The organism is Bacillus sp. SIMBA_026 (assembly GCF_046535335.1).
GTDB classification, from domain to species: domain Bacteria; phylum Bacillota; class Bacilli; order Bacillales; family Bacillaceae; genus Bacillus; species Bacillus velezensis.
Genome location: NZ_JAWRWX010000003.1, coordinates 235,173 through 254,792 on the forward strand (window position 1 = coordinate 235,173; position 19,620 = coordinate 254,792).

The 19,620-nt window shown below is 48.9% G+C and carries 21 protein-coding genes; 19 read left to right on the plus strand and 2 right to left on the minus strand.

Annotated elements, in window-relative coordinates:
• Positions 1-24 precede the first annotated feature (24 nt).
• The 3 genes from SB847_RS17295 to SB847_RS17305 all read left to right on the plus strand — a co-directional run bounded on the left by SB847_RS17295 (position 25) and on the right by SB847_RS17305 (position 2,043).
• Positions 25-456: a PTS mannitol transporter subunit IIA gene (locus SB847_RS17295; protein WP_012116817.1), complete on the plus strand. Its 432-nt coding sequence runs from the start codon at positions 25-27 to the stop codon at positions 454-456.
• Position 457: 1 nt separating this feature from the next.
• Entirely contained in the window at positions 458-1,579 is a 1,122-nt protein-coding gene (locus tag SB847_RS17300; protein WP_410564647.1) for a mannitol-1-phosphate 5-dehydrogenase, read from the plus strand.
• Between the two features lie 68 nt (positions 1,580-1,647).
• Complete coding sequence (locus SB847_RS17305) at positions 1,648-2,043, plus strand: 3-hydroxyacyl-ACP dehydratase FabZ family protein (RefSeq protein WP_082998978.1); 396 nt, start codon at positions 1,648-1,650, stop codon at positions 2,041-2,043.
• Between the two features lie 38 nt (positions 2,044-2,081).
• Here SB847_RS17305 and SB847_RS17310 read toward each other — a convergent pair whose 3' ends face one another.
• On the minus strand, positions 2,082-2,246 hold the full coding sequence (locus SB847_RS17310) for a hypothetical protein (RefSeq protein WP_003156294.1): 165 nt from the start codon (positions 2,244-2,246) through the stop codon (positions 2,082-2,084).
• A 127-nt stretch (positions 2,247-2,373) separates the two neighbouring features.
• Here SB847_RS17310 and SB847_RS17315 point away from each other — a divergent pair, with 127 nt between their 5' ends.
• From SB847_RS17315 to SB847_RS17355, 9 genes are all read left to right on the plus strand, one after another.
• On the plus strand, positions 2,374-3,123 hold the full coding sequence (locus SB847_RS17315; protein WP_003156292.1) for a Cof-type HAD-IIB family hydrolase: 750 nt from the start codon (positions 2,374-2,376) through the stop codon (positions 3,121-3,123).
• 207 nt (positions 3,124-3,330) lie between these two features.
• The gene (locus SB847_RS17320) at positions 3,331-4,095 is read left to right on the plus strand and encodes a 5-oxoprolinase subunit PxpA (protein WP_007609444.1); all 765 of its coding nucleotides are present in this window, start codon (positions 3,331-3,333) and stop codon (positions 4,093-4,095) included.
• A gap of 22 nt (positions 4,096-4,117) precedes the next feature.
• A complete protein-coding gene (locus tag SB847_RS17325; protein WP_224182015.1) occupies positions 4,118-5,332 on the plus strand; it encodes an NRAMP family divalent metal transporter in 1,215 nt (404 codons plus the stop codon).
• 4 nt (positions 5,333-5,336) lie between these two features.
• Positions 5,337-6,131 carry a putative hydro-lyase gene (locus SB847_RS17330; protein WP_410564651.1) on the plus strand — a complete coding sequence of 265 codons (795 nt, stop codon included), beginning with the start codon at positions 5,337-5,339 and terminating at the stop codon, positions 6,129-6,131.
• A 29-nt stretch (positions 6,132-6,160) separates the two neighbouring features.
• Positions 6,161-6,892 (plus strand): 5-oxoprolinase subunit PxpB, encoded by a 732-nt coding sequence (pxpB, locus tag SB847_RS17335; protein WP_410564653.1) that lies wholly within the window; start codon positions 6,161-6,163, stop codon positions 6,890-6,892.
• 2 nt (positions 6,893-6,894) lie between these two features.
• On the plus strand, positions 6,895-7,902 hold the full coding sequence (locus SB847_RS17340; RefSeq protein ID WP_342019362.1) for a 5-oxoprolinase subunit C family protein: 1,008 nt from the start codon (positions 6,895-6,897) through the stop codon (positions 7,900-7,902).
• Positions 7,903-7,919: 17 nt separating this feature from the next.
• Complete coding sequence (locus SB847_RS17345) at positions 7,920-8,669, plus strand: IclR family transcriptional regulator (protein ID WP_045206794.1); 750 nt, start codon at positions 7,920-7,922, stop codon at positions 8,667-8,669.
• 64 nt (positions 8,670-8,733) lie between these two features.
• Positions 8,734-9,375 (plus strand): spore germination lipase LipC, encoded by a 642-nt coding sequence (gene lipC, locus SB847_RS17350; protein ID WP_007609458.1) that lies wholly within the window; start codon positions 8,734-8,736, stop codon positions 9,373-9,375.
• 195 nt (positions 9,376-9,570) lie between these two features.
• Positions 9,571-9,786: a YczI family protein gene (locus tag SB847_RS17355; RefSeq protein ID WP_369719110.1), complete on the plus strand. Its 216-nt coding sequence runs from the start codon at positions 9,571-9,573 to the stop codon at positions 9,784-9,786.
• Here SB847_RS17355 and SB847_RS17360 read toward each other — a convergent pair.
• On the minus strand, positions 9,757-10,077 hold the full coding sequence (locus SB847_RS17360) for an antibiotic biosynthesis monooxygenase family protein (RefSeq protein ID WP_003156282.1): 321 nt from the start codon (positions 10,075-10,077) through the stop codon (positions 9,757-9,759). The two genes, SB847_RS17355 and SB847_RS17360, sit on opposite strands and share 30 nt — an antisense overlap.
• A gap of 155 nt (positions 10,078-10,232) precedes the next feature.
• On the opposite strand from SB847_RS17360, the gene SB847_RS17365 reads away from it, so the two are divergent.
• From SB847_RS17365 to SB847_RS17395, 7 genes are all read left to right on the plus strand, one after another.
• A complete protein-coding gene (locus SB847_RS17365; RefSeq protein WP_038463613.1) occupies positions 10,233-12,236 on the plus strand; it encodes a penicillin-binding transpeptidase domain-containing protein in 2,004 nt (667 codons plus the stop codon).
• Between the two features lie 114 nt (positions 12,237-12,350).
• A complete protein-coding gene (locus SB847_RS17370) occupies positions 12,351-13,253 on the plus strand; it encodes an aldo/keto reductase (RefSeq protein WP_410564657.1) in 903 nt (300 codons plus the stop codon).
• Between the two features lie 299 nt (positions 13,254-13,552).
• Positions 13,553-15,637 carry a BglG family transcription antiterminator gene (locus SB847_RS17375; RefSeq protein ID WP_410578186.1) on the plus strand — a complete coding sequence of 695 codons (2,085 nt, stop codon included), beginning with the start codon at positions 13,553-13,555 and terminating at the stop codon, positions 15,635-15,637.
• A 222-nt stretch (positions 15,638-15,859) separates the two neighbouring features.
• Positions 15,860-17,374, plus strand: a complete 1,515-nt coding sequence (locus tag SB847_RS17380; protein ID WP_266121982.1) for a class I adenylate-forming enzyme family protein — start codon at positions 15,860-15,862, stop codon at positions 17,372-17,374.
• 158 nt (positions 17,375-17,532) lie between these two features.
• Positions 17,533-18,393: an SDR family oxidoreductase gene (locus tag SB847_RS17385; RefSeq protein WP_410578188.1), complete on the plus strand. Its 861-nt coding sequence runs from the start codon at positions 17,533-17,535 to the stop codon at positions 18,391-18,393.
• 12 nt (positions 18,394-18,405) lie between these two features.
• Positions 18,406-18,909 (plus strand): D-lyxose/D-mannose family sugar isomerase, encoded by a 504-nt coding sequence (locus SB847_RS17390; protein WP_082998985.1) that lies wholly within the window; start codon positions 18,406-18,408, stop codon positions 18,907-18,909.
• 87 nt (positions 18,910-18,996) lie between these two features.
• The gene (locus tag SB847_RS17395) at positions 18,997-19,620 is read left to right on the plus strand and encodes a GNAT family N-acetyltransferase (RefSeq protein ID WP_410578190.1); all 624 of its coding nucleotides are present in this window, start codon (positions 18,997-18,999) and stop codon (positions 19,618-19,620) included.

A 19,620-nucleotide genomic window follows, 5' to 3' on the forward strand; every position in this document is an offset into this window, starting at 1 on the left:
CAAACAGAAAGAGGGATCTTCATCATGGAAGTATTGGCTAAAGCGAACATCAAACTGAACCAGACGGTGAACTCAAAAGAGGATGCCATCCGTCTCGCGGGACAGACATTGATTGATAACGGCTACGTGAAGAACGGCTATGTGGAAAAAATGTTCGAACGTGAAGAAACATCATCCACGTTTATGGGGAATTTCATCGCGATCCCGCACGGCACGGAAGATGCAAAGGATGAGGTGCTTCATTCAGGCATTTCCGTCATCCAGATTCCGGATGGTGTGGAATACGGTGAAGGCAATACGGCAAAGGTCGTTTTCGGTATCGCCGGAAAAAACAATGAACACTTAGACATCCTGTCAAACATCGCCATCATCTGCTCAGAGGAAGAAAACATCGAACGGCTGATCAGTGCAAAGACGGAAGAAGAACTGGCCGCTATTTTCAGCGAGGTGAACTGACATGATTGCCCTTCATTTCGGAGCGGGAAACATCGGGCGGGGCTTTATCGGCGCCCTGCTCCATCATTCCGGCTATGAAGTAGTTTTCGCTGATGTGAATGAAACGATGGTCAGCCTTCTCAATGAAAAGAAGGAATATACCGTGGAGCTTGCCGACGGCGGCCGGCAGACAGAAATCATCGGCCCTGTTTCAGCGATCAACAGCGCGGTGCAAGAACAAGAGCTGTACGGGCTGATCAATGAAGCGGCGATCATTACGACGGCGGTGGGCCCGAACGTTCTCAGACTCATCGCCCCGTCCATCGCGGAAGGGCTGAAGCGCAGAACGTCCTCTGAGCCTCTCAATATCATTGCCTGTGAAAATATGATCGGCGGCAGCAGTTTTCTGAAAAAAGAAGTTTTCGGACATTTGACGGAAGCGGAGCGGGAACTCGTGAACCGGACGGTCGGCTTCCCGGATTCTGCGGTAGATCGGATCGTGCCGATTCAGCACCATGAAGATCCGCTGAAAGTATCCGTAGAACCGTTTTTTGAATGGGTCATAGACAGAACCGGCTTTGCCGGCGGTCAGCCGGTACTGGAAGGCGCGTTGTTTACGGATGATCTTACGCCTTTCATCGAGAGAAAGCTGTTTACCGTCAATACCGGTCATGCCGTTACGGCGTACGTCGGCTATCAGCGCGGATTAAAAACCGTCAAAGAGGCCATCGGCCATCCGGAAATCCGGCGTGTCGTGTACGATGCACTTTCAGAAACGGGCGAGTACTTGGTGAAAGCGTACGGCTTTAAGCAATCCGAACACGAGCAGTACATGAAAAAAATCATCGGCCGCTTTGAAAATGAATACATCACGGATGATGTGACGAGGGTCGCCAGATCACCGCTCAGAAAACTCGGAGCGAATGACAGATTAGTAGGGCCGGCCAAAAAAATAAAAGAACCGAACGCGCTGGCAGAAGGCATCGCCGCCGCCCTGCGCTTTGACTATCAGGATGATCCGGAAGCGGTTGAGCTGCAAAAGCTTATCGCGGAAAAAGGCACGAGCCGCGTTCTTCAAGACATTTGCGGTATTCAGCCGCATGAACCGCTGCACGGCATCGTGCTCAAAAAGCTCAATCAATAAAAATGAACCCGCGTCGGGGGACGCGGGTTTTTTCTTGCGTTATAATAAGAGGGAAAGGAGGCTGCGTGATGAATCAGAAGCTATTGCCCCATCGTTTTCCGTTTCTTTTGATTGACGGCACGACGAACAGTGAAGCCGGAAAATGGGCGGCTGCTTACAAAAACATCAGTGAAAATGACTGGTTTATAACTGAATCCCAAAGAGAGATGCCATTTTCGCTCGTCGTTGAAGCAATGGCCCAAACGGCGGCTTGCGCGGGAATTACCGGCGGTGACAGCCTCGGTCTCTTATCCGCGGTGAAGAAAGCGGAAAGGTTAGGTGCCGCTTTGCCGGGAGACCGTCTGGATCTTTTGTTTGAGGTCACGCGAATCAGGCGCGGTTTTGTGTTCGGCCGGGCGAAAGCGTCCGTTGCCGGGAAGCCTGTGGCGGAAGCTGAGCTCAGCATATTTATCCAGCCATCGTAAAAAAAGCCGCCTCCATCGGCGGCTTTCGGACAAGCGTGTTATTTTGTATCATAATCTCTTTCACTCTGTGAATTGTCCCTTTGGTCATGTTTGTGTTTTTCGTCATTGGCGTTTTCCTTCAGCTCTTCCAGCGGAATCGGATCGGTTAAATCATGATGTTCAGGATTTTCATTCGGTTTGTTCTTTTGTTTTCTTTCTTTCATCCTCTATCACCTCAATATTTCTTTTCCTCAACGTTCTCCCCGCCAAACGCAGGAAGCGGTTTTTTGTTCCTGTGGGTCATATGTATTAAAATAGAGACGACTACATTATAAAAAGTGAGGTACATATATGCCGATACAAAGAGAAGACGCAGATATTAAACTGATCGCGATTGATATGGACGGAACCCTGCTCAATGACGAGCAGCTCATCCCGGAGGAAAACCGGCGGGCGATCAAGGAAGCGGAGGCGAAAGGAATTCACGTCGTCATCAGCACAGGACGCACGCTGATGACCTGCCGCGAACTGGCTGAGTCTCTCGAGCTGTCATCCTTTTTAATCACGGCAAACGGCAGCGAAATCTGGGATTCCAACTTTGAGCTGGTTGAGCGCAAGCTTCTTCATACCGATCATATTCAAAAATTATGGGATCTGAGGAATAAGCACAACACGAATTTCTGGGCCTCTACCGTCGATAGAGTGTGGAGAGGGGAATTCCCGGAAACGATTACGGATCATCAGTGGCTCAAGTTCGGATTCGAAATCGAGGATGACGAAGTGCGGAATGAGGTGCTGAAAGAGCTCAAGGAATACAAGGAGCTCGAGATCACAAACTCCAGCCCGATCAACATCGAAGTCAATGCCCTCGGTATCAACAAAGCGGCTGCGCTGGCGAAGGTATCGGAAAAACTCGGCTTCACGATGGAAAATGTGATGGCCATGGGTGACAGTCTGAATGACATTGCCATGATTGAAAAAGCGGGTGTCGGCGTCGCCATGGGGAATGCGCAGGACATTGTGAAAGAAACAGCTGACTGGGTGACTGATGTCAACACGGAAAACGGGGTTGCCAAAGCGATCCGCCACTGGGTGTTATAATAGAAAAAAGAGAGAGTCTCAGTATGAGGCTCTCTTTTTTTTTGTTTTGTCAGATTTATGACTAGGTCCATGGTAGGTTTTCTGACAAAAGGATGTTCAAACCTGTCAGAATTAAATATAATGAAGAGAAATTCAACAATTCGGAATAGTCATTCCGAATAGCGGAATGATAATAATATAAAACGTTTACAATACAGGAGGGATCTTATGTTTCAGATTGACATCAATTGTGATTTAGGAGAGAGTTTCGGTGCTTATAAAATCGGACTGGATGAAGAGATTTTGGATTATGTGACATCTGCAAACATCGCCTGCGGCTTTCATGCGGGTGATCCCAGCGTGATGCGCAAAACGGTTGCGCTTGCGGCGGAAAAAGGCGTGAAAATCGGCGCTCATCCCGGGCTGTTCGATCTGCAGGGATTCGGGCGGCGGCAGATCGCGATTACACCCGAGGAAGCGTATGATCTGACGCTGTACCAAATCGGCGCGCTGTCAGGGTTTTTAAAAGCAGAAGGTGTCGAGATGCAGCATGTGAAGCCGCACGGTGCTTTATATAATATGGCCGCCGTCAATCCCGGCCTGTCAGAAGCCATCGCTCAGGCGGTCTGTCATTTTGATCCCGGGCTTATTCTTTTCGGGCTTTCCGGAAGCGAGCTGATTAAAGCGGGAGATCGAATCGGACTGAGGACGGCAAGCGAAGTGTTTGCGGACCGCACCTATCAGGAAGACGGCACGCTGACGCCGCGTTCAGAGCCGGATGCGCTGATTCAGGATGACAAAAAAGCGGTCGGTCAAGTGATTCAAATGGTGAAAGACAGCACGGTGACATCACGTAAGGGACAAGCTGTAAGCCTGAAAGCGGACACGGTCTGCATTCACGGAGACGGAGCCCACGCCCTCACATTCGCAAAAACAATCAAAAAAGAATTAAAAGCGGCAGACATTCAAATCAGCGCGCTTGCAAAAGACTGAGCAGCAGAGGGAGGAAGACAGCATGGAGCAAAAGAAAAAAACAGCCGGAAAGGCTTCCGGCAAATGGTCGATTCTTTTAGGCGCGACATTTTTGATGGCGACATCATCAATCGGGCCCGGCTTTCTGACGCAAACGGCAACGTTTACCAATACATTGGCGGCAAGCTTCGGCTTTATCATTTTAATTTCTATTATTTTGGACATTTTCGCGCAAACCAATGTATGGCGGATTATCGCGGTTTCCGGAAAACGCGGCCAAGAGATTGCCAATATGGTGCTTCCGGGCGCCGGTTATGCCATTGCTTTTCTGGTCATGCTCGGCGGACTTGCGTTTAATATCGGAAACATCGGCGGCGCGGGTCTCGGTCTTCAAGTATTATTCGGAATCAAACCGGAGATCGGCGCTTTAATCAGCGCAGCGGTCGCGGTGCTGATTTTTGTCATAAAGGAAGCCGGAAAAGTCATGGACCGTTTTATGCAGATCGCCGGAATCGTCATGATCGTATTGACGGTGTATGTTGCCGTAACGACGGCTCCGCCCGTCGGACACGCCGTTGTGAAAACTTTTATGCCTGATCATATCAGTGTGCTGGCGATCGTGACGCTTGTCGGCGGCACAGTCGGCGGGTACATTACATTTGCCGGAGGCCACCGTTTGCTTGATTCAGGCATCCAAGGGAAAGAAGTCATTCCTCAGGTCACGAAAAGCTCCATCACAGGCGTATTGATTACATCTGTTATGCGGATTGCCCTGTTTCTCGCCGTGCTCGGCGTCGTCTCAAAGGGCCTGAGCATTGATCCTGATAATCCGGCGGCTTCTGTATTCCGGCTTGCGGCGGGAAATGTAGGCTATAAAATTTTCGGCGTCATCATGTGGTCTGCCGCTATCACGTCTGTCATCGGCGCCGCCTATACATCGGTATCATTTTTCAAATCATTTTCAACAAAAATCGAAAAGCACTCACATGGCGTAATTATCGGTTTTATCATCGTATCCACTCTTATTTTTGTTACGATCGGCCAGCCTGCTAAAATTTTGGTCGCGGTCGGTTCGCTTAACGGCTTAATTCTGCCGCTTGCATTAGCGATGATTCTGTTGGGCGCTTATAAGAAAAAAATCGTCGGCGATTACAAGCATCCGATCTGGCTCACGATTGCAGGGGCGATCGTAGTGGTTGTCATGGCGGTTATGGGCATCTATACATTATTCACGCAAATGCCGCAGCTATGGAGCTGATGATATGAAAAACCATATGAGTGACATGAGCCCCGAAGAAGTCAGACAGCTGATCAGAAAGGGGCAGATGACCGGGCCGACGGCGGGGATGGCCGCTTCTTACGCACAAGCCAATCTCGTCGTTTTGCAAAAGGATCTTGCCTTTGATTTTCTCTTATTCTGCCAGCGCAATCAAAAGCCTTGTCCGGTGCTTGACGTGACGGATGCGGGTTCACCCGTTCCGGCAATAGCTGCGCAGGGAGCTGATATCCGGACGGATTTGCCGAAATACAGGATTTATCGGCATGGCGTGCTTACTGAAGAGGTAACGGATATTACGCCGTATTGGAGGGATGATGATGTCGGGTTTTTGATCGGCTGCAGTTTTTCATTCGAGCAAGCCCTTATTAATCAGCACATTCCAATCAGGCATATTGATGAAGGCGTGAACGTTCCCATGTATAAAACAAATATTGACTGTGTTCCCGCCGGCCCGTTTTCGGGAAAGATGGTCGTCAGCATGAGACCGATTCCGGAAAGGCTTGCAGTCCGCGCGGCGCAGGTCACGTCACGTTTTCCCGCCGTGCACGGCGCCCCCGTCCGCATCGGAAATCCGCAAAGCATCGGTATCAGCGATTTGCAACAGCCGGATTTCGGAGATGCCGTAACGGTGCGGGAAGGTGAAGTTCCCGTATTCTGGGCTTGCGGCGTTACACCCCAGGCGGTGATCATGGAAGCAAAGCCTGATATTGTGATAACACATTCACCGGGGCACATGCTGATCACCGATATACGAAATGAATCGCTTGCTGTCCTGTAAGTGAGAAAGAATACAACGAGGTGATGACAATGATGCAGTATAGCGGAAATACAGCGCTTGATATACAGCCGTACGGTGATTCCGCCGTTATCATCCGCTTTGGCGGGCACATCAGCGAAGAGGTCAACAGCCGGGTGCATGCGGCGGCAGCCTGTATGGAAGAACGGCCGTTTCCGGGCTTCGTTGAATGTATTCCGGCATTCACAAGCCTAACGATCTTTTATGATATGTATGCCGTCTCAAACATAAAAAAAGGCGTTTCTCCTTTTGCCCTGGTCAAGAAAGAAGTGACAGAACGTCTCAGCCATATAATGACCGACCGCCAGGAAGAGCGCCGGGTGATGGAAATCCCCGTTTGCTACGGCGGTGATTTCGGTCCCGATTTAGAAGAGGTCGCTGAGATGAACGATCTGACCCCGGAAGACGTCATCCGCATTCATACTGAAGGCGAATATCTCGTTTATATGCTCGGATTTGCGCCGGGATTTCCGTTTTTAGGAGGAATGTCTGAGCGGATCAGAGCGCCGAGAAAGGCGTCACCAAGGCCGTCCATCCCGGCCGGTTCAGTAGGAATCGCGGGAATGCAGACCGGTGTGTATCCGATATCCACTCCCGGCGGCTGGCAGCTGATCGGCAGCACCCCGCTCCGGCTTTTCAGGCCGGAAGAACATCCGCCGAGTCTTTTGAGAGCGGGCGATACGGTGAAATTCGTCCGGATCACGGCAGAGGAATACAGCTGCATCAAGGAGGGAGCCGAATGAGTATGAAAGTGATAAAGCCCGGTCTCTTGACGACGGTTCAGGACACGGGACGCACGGGTTATCAGAAATACGGTGTGCTGGGAAGCGGCGCAATGGATACGATCTCTCTGCGCATCGCCAATCTTCTTGCCGGAAATCAAGAAAAAGAGGCGGGACTGGAAATTACGCTCATGGGGCCCGGGCCTTCCTTTGAATTTTCAGAACCTGCGGTTATTGCCGTCACGGGAGCTGATTTTACCCTTCATATTAATGGGGAGCCCGCTCCTCTGTGGAAACCGGTTTTGATAAAGGAAAACAGTGTCGTTTCATTCGGGCCGTGCAAGATGGGGAGCCGCGCATATCTCGCCGTCGCGGGGGGATTTGACGTGCCCGCCGTCATGGAAAGCAAAAGCACGTATGTCAGAGCGGGGATCGGCGGCTTTTGCGGAAGAGCGCTGCAAAAAGATGATGAGCTGCCGCTCGGCCGTATGACGCCGTGTTCGGAATCAATCGCGTACCGTCTGAGCGATTCTTTCGGACAGCATGGTTTCTCAGCGCCTGATTGGTCTGTCAGCAGCAGAGGGTTTCTGCCGCTGAAAAAAAATCCGGTCATACGAGTGCTTGAAGGCGCTCAATTTCACGCTTTTACAGAAGAAGCAAAATTGCGTTTTTATCAAGAGTCATATACGGTCACGCCTCAATCCGACCGAATGGGCTACCGGCTGAAGGGCGCTCCGCTTGAATTGCGGGAGCCGCTGGAGATGGTATCTGAGGCCGTGACGTTCGGAACGGTGCAGGTGCCTCCGGACGGCAATCCGATTATTCTGCTGGCTGACAGACAGACGACGGGGGGCTATCCGCGGATGGCGCATATCATATCCGCCGATCTTCCTCTCGTCGCCCAAACGATGCCGGGGGAACATATCACGTTCCGGGCCGTTTCGCTGGAGGAAGCGGAAATGCTGCTTTTGGAGAAGGAACAGCAGCTGAAGGAGCTGAAAGCAAGGCTCAAAATGGAATGGCTGATCTGACAAAGGGGCTAAAGACCATGGAAAACTTAAACAAAACCGTCATCAAATCAATGGAACTGCTTCATTTGTTTCTGACTGAACCGAGCCTGAGCTTAAATGAACTGGTTTCTCTATCGGAAATGCCGAAGACCTCGGTTCACCGGATGGCAAGCTCACTGGAGGAAACGGGGTTTCTCACCCGGGCGGCGGACGGCCGTTATCAGCTTGGTCTGATCTTTTTACAATTCGGCCAGCTCGTCTCTGAACGTCTGGACATCAGGAAAATAGCCAAACCGATTATGGAAGAGCTGTGCGGCGAAGTGGATGAGGCCGTTCAGCTGATCATGAGGGACGGGGATGAAGCTATTTACGTCGAGAAAATTGAAGGCACCCAAACCGTCCGCCTGTATACGGCAATCGGCCGCCGGTCGCCGCTGTACGCGGGAGCGTGCGCCAGAAGCATTCTATCGTTTCTGCCAAAAGAGGAGATTGACACATACATTCAGAAGACAAAGCTTGCCGCAATCGCCTCAGGCACGATGACGGATCGGGCTGAACTGCTTCAATCTATTGAAAGATCCTTACAATCAGGTTATACGATCAGCTATTCGGAATTAGAAGATTACACGGCGGCGATCGGGGCGCCGATTTTCAATCACGAAGGTAAGGTGGCTGCCGGAATCAGCATCGCCGGCTTCGAAGCCCGGTTTTCAGAGGACAGGCTGCCGTATTTAACCGAAAAGGTCAAAAACGCCGCACAGCATATTTCTGAGAAATTGGGTTATTGACCGAGCCAATTTTTCTTCACTCGCGTACATTACAATATCGATAGTAACGAGTGGAGGAAAGTAAATGGGACTTGTTTATACGGCGCTGGGGGATTCTTTGACGACGGGAAGGGGATCCGGGCCGTTTTCCGCCGGTTTTGTCCAGCGGTTCGGGCGTATGATGGCAGAAGATTTACAGACAAGAACCGACGTATCCATCTTTGCCAAATCAGGCCTTGAGACGGGAGAAATTCTCGGGCTTATGTCCTTGCCGTACATTCAGAGGCGGATTCAGGCTGCTGATATGATTACGATTACAGGCTGCGGCAACGATTTGATCGATTCAGTTCAGGCATATCAGCAAACATCGGACGCTTCGGTGTTCACCAGCGTGTCCAGTCACTGCCATGAGAACTTTGAAAAGATGATAGCCAAGATCGCTGCCTTAAAAGGGCCGCACCCGTCTCCTTATGAGATCCGCGTCTTTAATTTATACAATCCTTTCCCGGGCATCTCCATTGCAGAAAAATGGATATCCTCTTATAATGCGCACCTCAGCACACTCGCATCGGCGCCGCACGTCAAAATCGCCGACGTCCACAGCGCTTTCAAAGGAAAAATGAATGAATATCTCTCTCATGACCGCGTACACCCCAACAGCAAGGGATATGAAGTCATGGCATGCGTCCTGCGGGGGCTCGGATACGGAAGCCTCGCCCGCTCATAACCGCGTGCTCCTTTTCATCGGGAGCGCGCTTTTCGTGCTCCTTAAAACAAACTTAAAATTGTCCGACTTTCGTTCTATCCGCGCAAAAAATACGCTAGAATAATGGGGGATAAAGACAGAAATAGAATTGTGTTCAAAAAATGATAACAGAAAGGATGGATTGCTTTGCTGCGCGCCTTAAAACTGTCACTCGCGATGCTGATTATTATACTTGCGGCCGCCGCATTTACGTATGCGGAACATACCTCTGTCATACAGCCGGTTATGCTCGTGTTTCTCGGTGCGGTCATGTTCATTCAGGGGCTGGAGGAAAAACGGAAAGAAAACGACGGCTCCGGGAAATTCAATATCTATACCGCCGTTTTTGTATGGTCAATCTCCTTAATCGGTTTTACGCTTCACGCGATCTGAGTCTGATAGATCCTGAAAATGCTCCACAACGGGAAATGGTGAATAAAAACGGTGCAGTAAGGCTTTCCATTCCTGATATTCCGGCGATCCGCGAAAGCCTTTTGTATGATCTTCTAATGTCTCCCATTCCACAAGCAGCAAATATTTATGCGTCTTTTCCATACATTTGGATAAGGAATGGGACAGATAACCTTTCATGCCCGCGATAATCGGCTCCGCCCGGCGGAATGCCTCTTCGAATTCCCCCTCAAGACCTTCTTTTACATAAAGCATGGCTGCTTCTCTGATCATCTGAAATTCCCCCTTTTTTAATAGATACATTGTATAAGAATATGGCCCGTGACGGCCGGAAAAACAAAAAAATTTTAAACACTATGAGAAAAAAATCCTTGCCAGCCTGATTTGGTTTAGGAGAAAATAACAGTTGGAAGGCAGGGGAATAGACAGTGAAAAAAGGGTTATACCTATTACTTTTACTCGCAGGAATCATAGGTTTGATCGGCTGCTCGAAAACGGAATCGGCCGAAGACAGAATGAAAGATTTTGTAAAAGACTGGAACAGCGGTCATTACGATAAGATGTACCAAAGTCTCACCCAGGATGAAAAGAAAAAGCTATCCAAAAAGGATTTTGTAAAACGATATGAAACAATTTATGAACAAGCAGGGGTTAAAAATCTGAAAGTCACTGCCGAAAAACAGGACGAAGACGACAAGAAAAAAGATGACCTCCAGCACATCGATTATAAGGTCAGCATGGATACAAAAGCAGGGAAGGTCGCTTTTGAAAACACGGCCGTCCTGAAAAAAGAAAAAACAGACGATGGAGAATCATGGAACATCGACTGGAATCCTTCTTTTATTTTCAAACAGCTTTCCGATGACAAAACCGTGCAGATCGCAAATGAGGAACCGAAGCGCGGACAAATTTACGACAAAGACGGAAAAGGTCTCGCCGTGAATACCGAGGTGCCGGAAATCGGCATTATCCCTGGAAAACTCGGCAAGGATAAAGACAGCGTGATCAAAAAACTGTCTGAAAAACTGGACCTTTCTGAAGACGATATCAAAAGCAAACTGAACCAGGGCTGGGTAAAAGACGACTCCTATGTCCCGATTCAAAAAATCAGACCGGATGATGAAAGCAAGGTCAAAAGCCTGCTCGCATTAGACGGCGTGACGAAAACGAAAGTCAGCTCCCGCTACTATCCGTACGGCGAAAAAGCGGCCCATCTGACCGGCTATATTAAAACCATCACAGCGGAGCAGCTGAAAAAAGCGAAAGACGGCCAATACAGCGATACTTCCAAAATCGGCATCGCCGGCCTTGAGAATGTATATGAAGACAAGCTGCGCGGCACGGCCGGCTGGAAAATTTACGTCCCGCAAACAGGTGAGGTCATTGCTGAAAAGAAAGCCGAAAGCGGGCAGGATATTCATGTAACGATTGACATGAAAACGCAGACGAAGCTGTATGATTCTATGAAAGATGACAGCGGAGCGGCAGTCGCCCTCGAACCGCAAACGGGAGAGACACTCGCGCTCGTCAGCGCACCGTCTTATGACCCGAACGGCTTTATTTTCGGCTGGAGCGGAAAAGAATGGAAAAAGCTGAATGAAGATAAAAACAATCCGTTTTCAGCGAAATTCAACAAACTTTATGCGCCGGGATCAACGATTAAACCGATTGCCGCGGCAGTCGGCCTGACAAACGGCACATTGAAAGCGTCGGAAAAGAAAAAAATCACCGGAAAAGAGTGGCAGAAAGATTCAAGCTGGGGCGGTTACCATGTCACACGCGTATCAGAGCGCCTGAATGAAGTGGATCTCGAAAACGCGCTGATCACATCGGACAACATCTACTTTGCGCAAAATGCCATAGATGCCGGAGCGGACGCGTTTACAAAAGGATTAAAAACATTTGGCTTTGATGAAGAGATTCCGTACCAATTTCCGATTGAAAAGTCTTCAATCGCTAACGGCAAGCTTGATTCCGAGATCCTTCTCGGAGATACGGGCTACGGCCAGGGGCAGATGATGATGTCTCCGCTGCACTTAGCGGCTGACTATACCGCATTTGTAACAGACGGAAATCTAGTCAAACCGACATTGATCAAAGACGGAGAAAAAACGCCGCAAATCTGGCATAAGCAAGTGGTATCGAAAGCCAATGCCGAAGAAATCACAAAAGGGCTGAGAGGCGTCGTTGAAGATCCGCGCGGCTCTGCATATCAGCCGGCCGTCAGCGGCATTACCGTAGCCGGAAAAACCGGTACAGCCGAGCTGAAAACGTCTAAAGAAGATAAAGACGGCAAAGAAAACGGCTGGTTTGTCGGTTACGATTATAAAAAGAAAGACCTTTTGATCGCGATGATGATTCAAGACGTCAAAAAACGCGGCGGAAGCCATTACGTCGTTGAAAAAGCGAAAAAGCAGTTTCAGAATCATTAAATGACGATTTTTGCGGGCTGAAAGGAAAATCGGCTGCCGAAGCAGAATGAAACAGCATGGGCAATTCCTGAAAACAGAGATACAAGAGGCTCTAAGAAAAAAGGGGGATTTCACATGCAGCGCATTCAATTGGCTGAAGACCTGGAATTTTCAAGAGTGATACACGGGCTTTGGCGTCTGAACGAATGGAATGTTTCAGACGGAGAGCTGCTGCATCTGATTGAATGGTGTATCAGCCAAGGCATCACCACCTTCGACCATGCCGATATATACGGCGGTTATACGTGTGAAAAGCTCTTCGGCGGCGCTTTGTCCCTTTCACCTTCAATAAGGGAGCGAATCGAAATCGTCACAAAATGCGGGATTGTCATTGAATCACCGGAACGGCCCGGAAACAAGTCGCATCATTATAATACATCGAAGTCTCACATTTTAGCGTCGGCGGAGCGGTCGCTTTTGAATCTGAATACGGATTATCTGGACGTGCTGCTCATTCACAGACCGGACCCGCTTATGGACCCGGAGGCTGTGGCTGAAGCGTTTCACGCGCTGAAAAGCTCGGGAAAGGTCAGATATTTCGGGGTGTCGAACTTTAAAGCGCACCAGTACAGAATGCTCGAATCCTATTTGGATGATCCGCTTATCACAAACCAAATTGAAATCTCGGCGTACGAGCTGGAAAATATTCATGACGGCACGCTGGATTTCTGTCAGGAAAAACGCATTCCGCCGATGGCGTGGTCACCGCTTGCGGGCGGGAGCGTCTTTACCGGACAATCAGATAAGGACGTCCGAATCCGTGCCGCGCTTCGTTCCGTACAGAAAGAAATCGGCGCCGCTTCCATTGACGAAGTCATGTACGCATGGCTGTTCACCCATCCGGCAGACATCATGCCGATTGTCGGCAGCGGAAAAGAGAACCGCATTTCCGCCGCGGTGCGTGCATCCGCGTACAAACTCAGCCATGATCAGTGGTTCCGGATTTATACCGGTGTCCAAGGCTGCGATATTCCATAAACAGAACAAACGCCCGGAAGCTATCTTCCGGGCGTTTGTTTATGTGGTGTGCAATGTCTAAAAACAAGTAAGGTCACTTTGAAGTATAGCCGTGCGGATCAAGAGTAACAAGCGTCATGGCATATTATCTGACACATTTTTCTTTTTCAATACTGTCACACGGCCCAGTGCCAAATTGCCATTTGAAAATGGTTGAATAATCATTGAAAGCGTTTTATATTATAACTTACACCACTTTCCCCGGCAGCACTCCCCATATGCCATACTTCTCACAACTAGAAAATCTGGAGGCGCGTTTCATGTATATGACAGCGAGAGAACAAAAATTAATGAAACATCTTTTACTGCAGAACCGGTACGAGACAGTGCATGAACTGGCGGAAGCTTTACAAGTCAGCACAAGAACCGTTCACCGCGAGTTAAAAACAATCAAACCGATGATGGAATCATTCGGTCTGGCACTTGATAAACAGCCCGGCAAAGGACTGAAAGCGGTAGGAAACCCGGAGGACAAACATAAACTCCTGTCAAACCTGTCCTATGAACAGTATGAATACAGCGCTGAGGAGCGGAAACTTTTAATTCTATGTTCACTATTAGAGTCTCAAGAGCCGATTAAGCTCTACAGTCTGGCGAACGAACTGCAAGTGACAAACGCGACGATCAGCTATGACCTGGATGAGCTGGAGACTTGGATTGCGCCCTTCGGCTTGACGCTGATCCGAAAAAGGGGCTTCGGCATTCAGCTGACGGGGCCGGAAAATGCGAAACGGAAAATCGTCGGCAATCTCATCGTCAACCGCCTTGATATTCAGAGCTTTTTGGAAGCGGTTGAATTGAATATTAAAGGAAAACCGGACGATGCTGAAAAAATGTTCGGCGTCGTAAATAAAGCGGAACTTTTGAAAATGGACCGGCTCTTGATTCAGCTCAAGGAAAAAATCGCGATCGCCTTATCTGACAGCTCATACATGGCGCTTGCGGTTCATTTAACCTTTGCGATGGACAGGATCAGGCTCGGAGAAACCATCACGATGGAGGATTCGGAACTAAAAGCGCTGCAGCAGACGAAGGAGTACGGCTCTGCGCTGGAAATGGCGAAAGAGCTTGAAAAAGCGTTCGGCGTTTCAATTCCGGAAGCTGAGATCGGATATATCACCATTCATTTGCGGAGCGCCAACCGCAAATACAAAACGGAATTCAAACCGGAAGACATAGAGGTTGAAACGGCCTTGCAAACGAAGCAGCTGATCGGCTTCATTTCTGAAAAAATTAAAATTGATCTGACGGAAAACGGTTCTTTATACGACGGTTTAATCGCCCATCTGGAGCCTGCGATCAACCGGGTAAAAGAAAATATCGACATGTACAATCCGATGACTGAGCAAATTAAACGCGACTACTTTCTGCTGTACATGGCCGTAGAAGAAGGAATGGAAAAATTCTTTCCGGGGCTTCTTTTCTCTGATGATGAGATCGCTTTCATCGTTCTTCACTTCGGCTCCGCTCTGGAAATCAAACGGGAAGAAGCGAAGATCAAAGCGCTGATCGTCTGTTCAAGCGGCATCGGATCGTCCAAAATGCTCGCGTCCAGGCTGAAAAAAGAGCTTCCGGAAATCCGTTCCTTTGATATGTCTTCCCTCATCGAACTGAAGGATCGAGACATCACCGCGTATGACATGATCGTATCCACCGTTCCGATCCCGTATGAAAACATTGATTACGTCATGGTCAGTCCGCTTTTAAACGAAGAAGACGCTGATCAGGTCAAGCAGTACATCAAAAGAAAGATTCCGCTGATTCTTGACAAAAAAAGAAACGGTAAAAGAGAAGAGAAGCAGCCGGAGACGCCTGATATGCTGGAAGCGGCCGGCCGTATGGCGCATTACGCGGCGGTTATCCAAAGCGTGCTGCGGAACTTTTCGATCAAATCGATTGATTCAAACACGGAGTACGAACTGTTTTTAGATCATTTGTTTGCCATGCTGGAGCAAGAAGGATTGGTTCATAATGCCCGAAAAACCGCACAGTGCCTTGCTGAGCGTGAACGACAGGGCGGACTCGGCATTCCGGGAACGGCGATGGCCCTGTACCATCTCAAAAATGAAGAAATTGTCACGCCTTTTTTCAAAATTTATGATTTGACAGCTCCATGCAGTGTCAAAGGCATGGACGGAAATTCCCTGACCGTCGACCGCGCTTTGGTGATGATGGCGCCGGCTGATATGCCCGCTGAAGGGTCGGAAATACTAAGTGCGGTCAGTTCGGCCATCATCGAGTCTGAAGACAGTATAAAAGCCTTCCAGACGGAGGATGAAGCCGATTTATACAAACGTTTAAACAAGCTGTTTTATCATTTTATTCAGGAGAAAGGACGGCGGTAAACAGGAAGCGCACACCTCATGTGGGGTGTGTTTTTTTGTGCATGTATGAGGGTAAGGGGAAGGGAAGAAACTAAAAACACGGGACTATTGTATCATTCACCGATGGAATAGTTCTAAAACAAAATAGTTTTACAAGTTATATTTTTTGGTTTAAAATGGGTTGCGTGAGAAAGAAAATCTGACAGAGTTTTTTTGTGATTTATCATTATGGGAGATGAAAATATGGAGACATTACAGCATCTGATTCTGCATGACATTTCAAATAGCGAAGAGATCGAAGCTGTAAAAAGCGGTACGCATACCCTGACCTACGCGGAATATCGAAAACGAATCAACCAGCTTGCACAAGCGCTTCTTGATAAAGGAATAAAAAAAGGCGACAGAGTGGCGATGCTTTGCAAAAACGGCCACGCGGCATCCATTGTCATGTTTGCGGCACTCGAAATCGGCGCGGTTGTTGTGCCGGTCAGCTGGCAATTAACACCTTACGAAATGAAAGGCATTTTAGCTGCCTGTGAACCGAAAGCTGTTTTTTACGGCACTGAATTTAAAGAGATCATGGAAGAAGTGCTTCCTGCGCTTACATCTTCTCTTAAACTGAAGGTCGTAACAGGAACAGCTGCGGAGACAACGCCTGAGTTTGACGCTTTATTGACAGGCTCCGGCGAAACACCGGACGTCGAAACGGTGTCTGAAAACGATACGGCATTGCTGATGTTTACCTCAGGTACAACCGGCAATCCGAAACGCTGCATGATCACTCACGGCGGCATATACAACTACGTAAACGCGACATTGGCATACACGGGGAGAATGCAGCATGTCCGCTTCTTAGCATGCCATCCGAATTACCATACGAGCGCGATTATCTGCCAGATGGTCGGCACGATGAGCGGAACGACATTCATTATGACAGACAATCAGGACCCTGTGGAAAACCTGAAGCTCATCGAAAAAGAAAAAATTCAAACCATCATGGCGCTGCCAGTCTATTTCACATACCTGCTGAAAGCATGGGAAACGCATCAGACTGACATGTCTTCTATCGTTTATATGATGACGGGAGGAACAAAGGTGCCAAGCAGTCTGATCCAGCAGTATCTCGACATCGGCATTCCGCTCATGCACGGATACGGAAGCACGGAAGCGTGGGGCATCAGCTCTTGGAATCCGCAAATGGGAATGGATAAAGCCGCTTCCGCGGGTAAACCGATGGAAGAAGTGGACGTCCGCGTTGTAGATCCGGAAACAGGTGAATTCCTTCCGCAAGGTTCAATCGGAGAAGTCGTTGTGAAAAGTCCGTTTTTATTCAAAGGCTACGAAGGTAACGAAGAAGCGACACGAAAAGTGCTGAAAGACGGCTGGTTCCATACCGGCGATTCCGGCTATGTGGATGAAGACGGATTTATCTTTATCACCGGACGTTATAAAGATGTCATCATCTACGGCGGCGACAATATTTATCCCGACCAGATTGAAGAGGTCATTCAGCAAGTGCCGGGCATTCTCGAAACGGCGGTTGTCGGTATCCCTGATCCGCTCTACGGCGAAAAACCGAAAGCGTTCATCGTGACAAACGGCAGAGAAGGTCTGACAGAAGAAGAAGTGACCCGATTCCTTCAAGAACGTCTTGCCGCCTTTAAAATTCCGGACATTGAGTTCGTCAGCGAACTTCCGAAAAACAACCTTGGAAAAGTGAGAAAAGACGTGCTCCGCAAACAAGCGGTCCGTTCATAATTGAAAACAAAAACCCGGCTGCCAGCCGGGTTTTTTTCTTGCGTTCCATGTGAAACATTTTTCTCCGAAAACGTTTTGAACTGTCTCAATCATGTTTATCCGGAGGACAGCCGAGGTAGACAAGAAATATGAGATCGAACAAGAAGGAGGAACTTGACATGGAAAACTATCCGAAGGAATTCCCGGCGGAATCACAAAATCGCCAGCCGGGCATTGAGAACGAAATGAATCCGGCGCCTGTTTATGAATACAAAGAATATAAAGGCGCTGATAAATTAAAAGGAAAAACCGCACTTATCACAGGGGGCGACAGCGGTATCGGACGCGCCGTAGCGGTTGCTTACGCGAAGGAAGGCGCAAATGTCGCGATCGTCTATTTTGATGAACACGGTGATGCGGAAGATACAAAAAAACGAGTGGAAGAAGAAGGCGTAAAATGTCTGTTAATCCCCGGCGATGTCGGTGAGGAAGACTTTTGCAATGAAGCCGTTGAAAAAACGGTTGAAGAATTCGGGCGTCTTGATGTTCTCGTGAATAACGCCGCAGAACAGCATCCGAAAGAAAGCATTAAAGACATCACAAGCGAGCAGCTTCACAGAACCTTTAAAACAAACTTTTACTCACAATTTTATTTGACTAAAAAAGCGATTGATTACATGAAGCCGGGCAGCGCGATCATCAATACGACATCCATTAATCCTTACACAGGCAATCCGCAGCTGATTGACTACACGGCTACGAAAGGCGCGATTAACGGTTTTACGAGATCCATGGCGCAAGCGCTCGTCAACGACGGTATCCGTGTCAACGCCGTGGCGCCGGGACCGATCTGGACACCGCTTATTCCGGCGACATTCTCAGAAGAAACAGTCGCTTCCTTCGGTCAGACTACGCCGATGGGCCGGGCAGGCCAGCCTGTTGAACATGTCGGCTGCTATGTGCTCTTGGCCTCAGATGAATCATCTTATATGACCGGGCAGACGCTGCATGTCAATGGCGGCGGATTTGTAACCACATAAGGGGGCTGGAGCATGACGATATCGAAACATGACGTGAATGCATACTATCAAAAAGCGGGAATCGTTCTGACTGATGATGAAGTCGAAGACATTCAAATCATGGATTACGGCTTAGGCAAGCTTAAGGAAACCGGGCTTCAGCTGTTTATTTACGTGAATACAGACCGCTACTGTTCGAAAGAATTGGTGCTCTTCCCGCGCCAGACGTGTCCGGAACACCGCCATCCACCGGTCGGCAGCGAGAAGGGAAAACAAGAGACATTCCGCTGCCGCTGGGGGAAGGTGTATCTCTACGTGGAAGGCGAAAAGACAGAGAACCCAAGCGTCCTCCCGCCGGAAGAAGACAAGGAATACTACACCGTCTGGCATGAGATTGTGCTTGAGCCGGGCGGACAATACACCATTCCGCCGGATACGAAGCATTGGTTTCAAGCGGGAGAAGAAGGGGCGGTCATTACGGAAATGTCATCGCCAAGCACGGATGATCACGATGTTTTCACCGACCCGCGCATTTAAGGATGAGGCTGCACGCCTCATCTTTTTTTGTATGGAAAAAAATGAATTTATCTGTATAATGGCTAATAAAGGAAAGAAGGTGCGGTCGTGTTTTCCTGTCAAATCCGGGAACATCTGACGATCAGATTGCTTGCCAAAGAAGATACGGACGAATTGTATTCTGTTATGAAGCGAAATCAAAACCATCTCAGCGAATGGCTCAGCTGGGCGGAAGAACTGGCTGATATCGATACGTACCGCGATGTGATCATCCCCGAATGGCGCTATAAATACGCAGAAGAGAATGGGTTTGACGCCGGAATTTTTGTGAAGGGCCGGTTTTGCGGCATGATCAGCATCCATAATGTTGATACAGCCAATCAAAAAGCCGAGATCGGCTACTGGCTGGATCGAGAGCATGAAGGATTCGGCATTATCATCGCAAGCTGCCGGGCGGTCATCACCCATGCATTTCAGGATCTCGGCCTGAACCGCATCATGATCAGCGCGGCTGAAAAAAACACGAAAAGCAGGGCGGTGGCGGAACGGCTCGGATTTCAGAAAGAAGGACTGACGAGAGAAGGCATTTTCGTACAGGGCGCCTATCATGACACGGTGAACTACAGCATGCTGAAGCGGGAATGGAGCGAAGATCGGCAGAAGAGCACATTTCTTGGTTTAAATGTCTCCCCAATGTGGAAAAGTAAAAGCGGAGACGTTAAAAAGGAGTGA

Coding starts and splice junctions, on each gene's coding strand:
- SB847_RS17295 (WP_012116817.1), top strand. CDS start 25: ATGGAAGTATTGGCTAAAGCGAACATCAAACTGAACCAGACGGTGAAC.
- SB847_RS17300 (WP_410564647.1), top strand. CDS start 458: ATGATTGCCCTTCATTTCGGAGCGGGAAACATCGGGCGGGGCTTTATC.
- SB847_RS17305 (WP_082998978.1), top strand. CDS start 1,648: ATGAATCAGAAGCTATTGCCCCATCGTTTTCCGTTTCTTTTGATTGAC.
- SB847_RS17310 (WP_003156294.1), bottom strand. CDS start 2,246: ATGAAAGAAAGAAAACAAAAGAACAAACCGAATGAAAATCCTGAACAT.
- SB847_RS17315 (WP_003156292.1), top strand. CDS start 2,374: ATGCCGATACAAAGAGAAGACGCAGATATTAAACTGATCGCGATTGAT.
- SB847_RS17320 (WP_007609444.1), top strand. CDS start 3,331: ATGTTTCAGATTGACATCAATTGTGATTTAGGAGAGAGTTTCGGTGCT.
- SB847_RS17325 (WP_224182015.1), top strand. CDS start 4,118: ATGGAGCAAAAGAAAAAAACAGCCGGAAAGGCTTCCGGCAAATGGTCG.
- SB847_RS17330 (WP_410564651.1), top strand. CDS start 5,337: ATGAAAAACCATATGAGTGACATGAGCCCCGAAGAAGTCAGACAGCTG.
- pxpB (WP_410564653.1), top strand. CDS start 6,161: ATGATGCAGTATAGCGGAAATACAGCGCTTGATATACAGCCGTACGGT.
- SB847_RS17340 (WP_342019362.1), top strand. CDS start 6,895: ATGAAAGTGATAAAGCCCGGTCTCTTGACGACGGTTCAGGACACGGGA.
- SB847_RS17345 (WP_045206794.1), top strand. CDS start 7,920: ATGGAAAACTTAAACAAAACCGTCATCAAATCAATGGAACTGCTTCAT.
- lipC (WP_007609458.1), top strand. CDS start 8,734: ATGGGACTTGTTTATACGGCGCTGGGGGATTCTTTGACGACGGGAAGG.
- SB847_RS17355 (WP_369719110.1), top strand. CDS start 9,571: ATGCTGATTATTATACTTGCGGCCGCCGCATTTACGTATGCGGAACAT.
- SB847_RS17360 (WP_003156282.1), bottom strand. CDS start 10,077: ATGATCAGAGAAGCAGCCATGCTTTATGTAAAAGAAGGTCTTGAGGGG.
- SB847_RS17370 (WP_410564657.1), top strand. CDS start 12,351: ATGCAGCGCATTCAATTGGCTGAAGACCTGGAATTTTCAAGAGTGATA.
- SB847_RS17375 (WP_410578186.1), top strand. CDS start 13,553: ATGTATATGACAGCGAGAGAACAAAAATTAATGAAACATCTTTTACTG.
- SB847_RS17380 (WP_266121982.1), top strand. CDS start 15,860: ATGGAGACATTACAGCATCTGATTCTGCATGACATTTCAAATAGCGAA.
- SB847_RS17385 (WP_410578188.1), top strand. CDS start 17,533: ATGGAAAACTATCCGAAGGAATTCCCGGCGGAATCACAAAATCGCCAG.
- SB847_RS17390 (WP_082998985.1), top strand. CDS start 18,406: ATGACGATATCGAAACATGACGTGAATGCATACTATCAAAAAGCGGGA.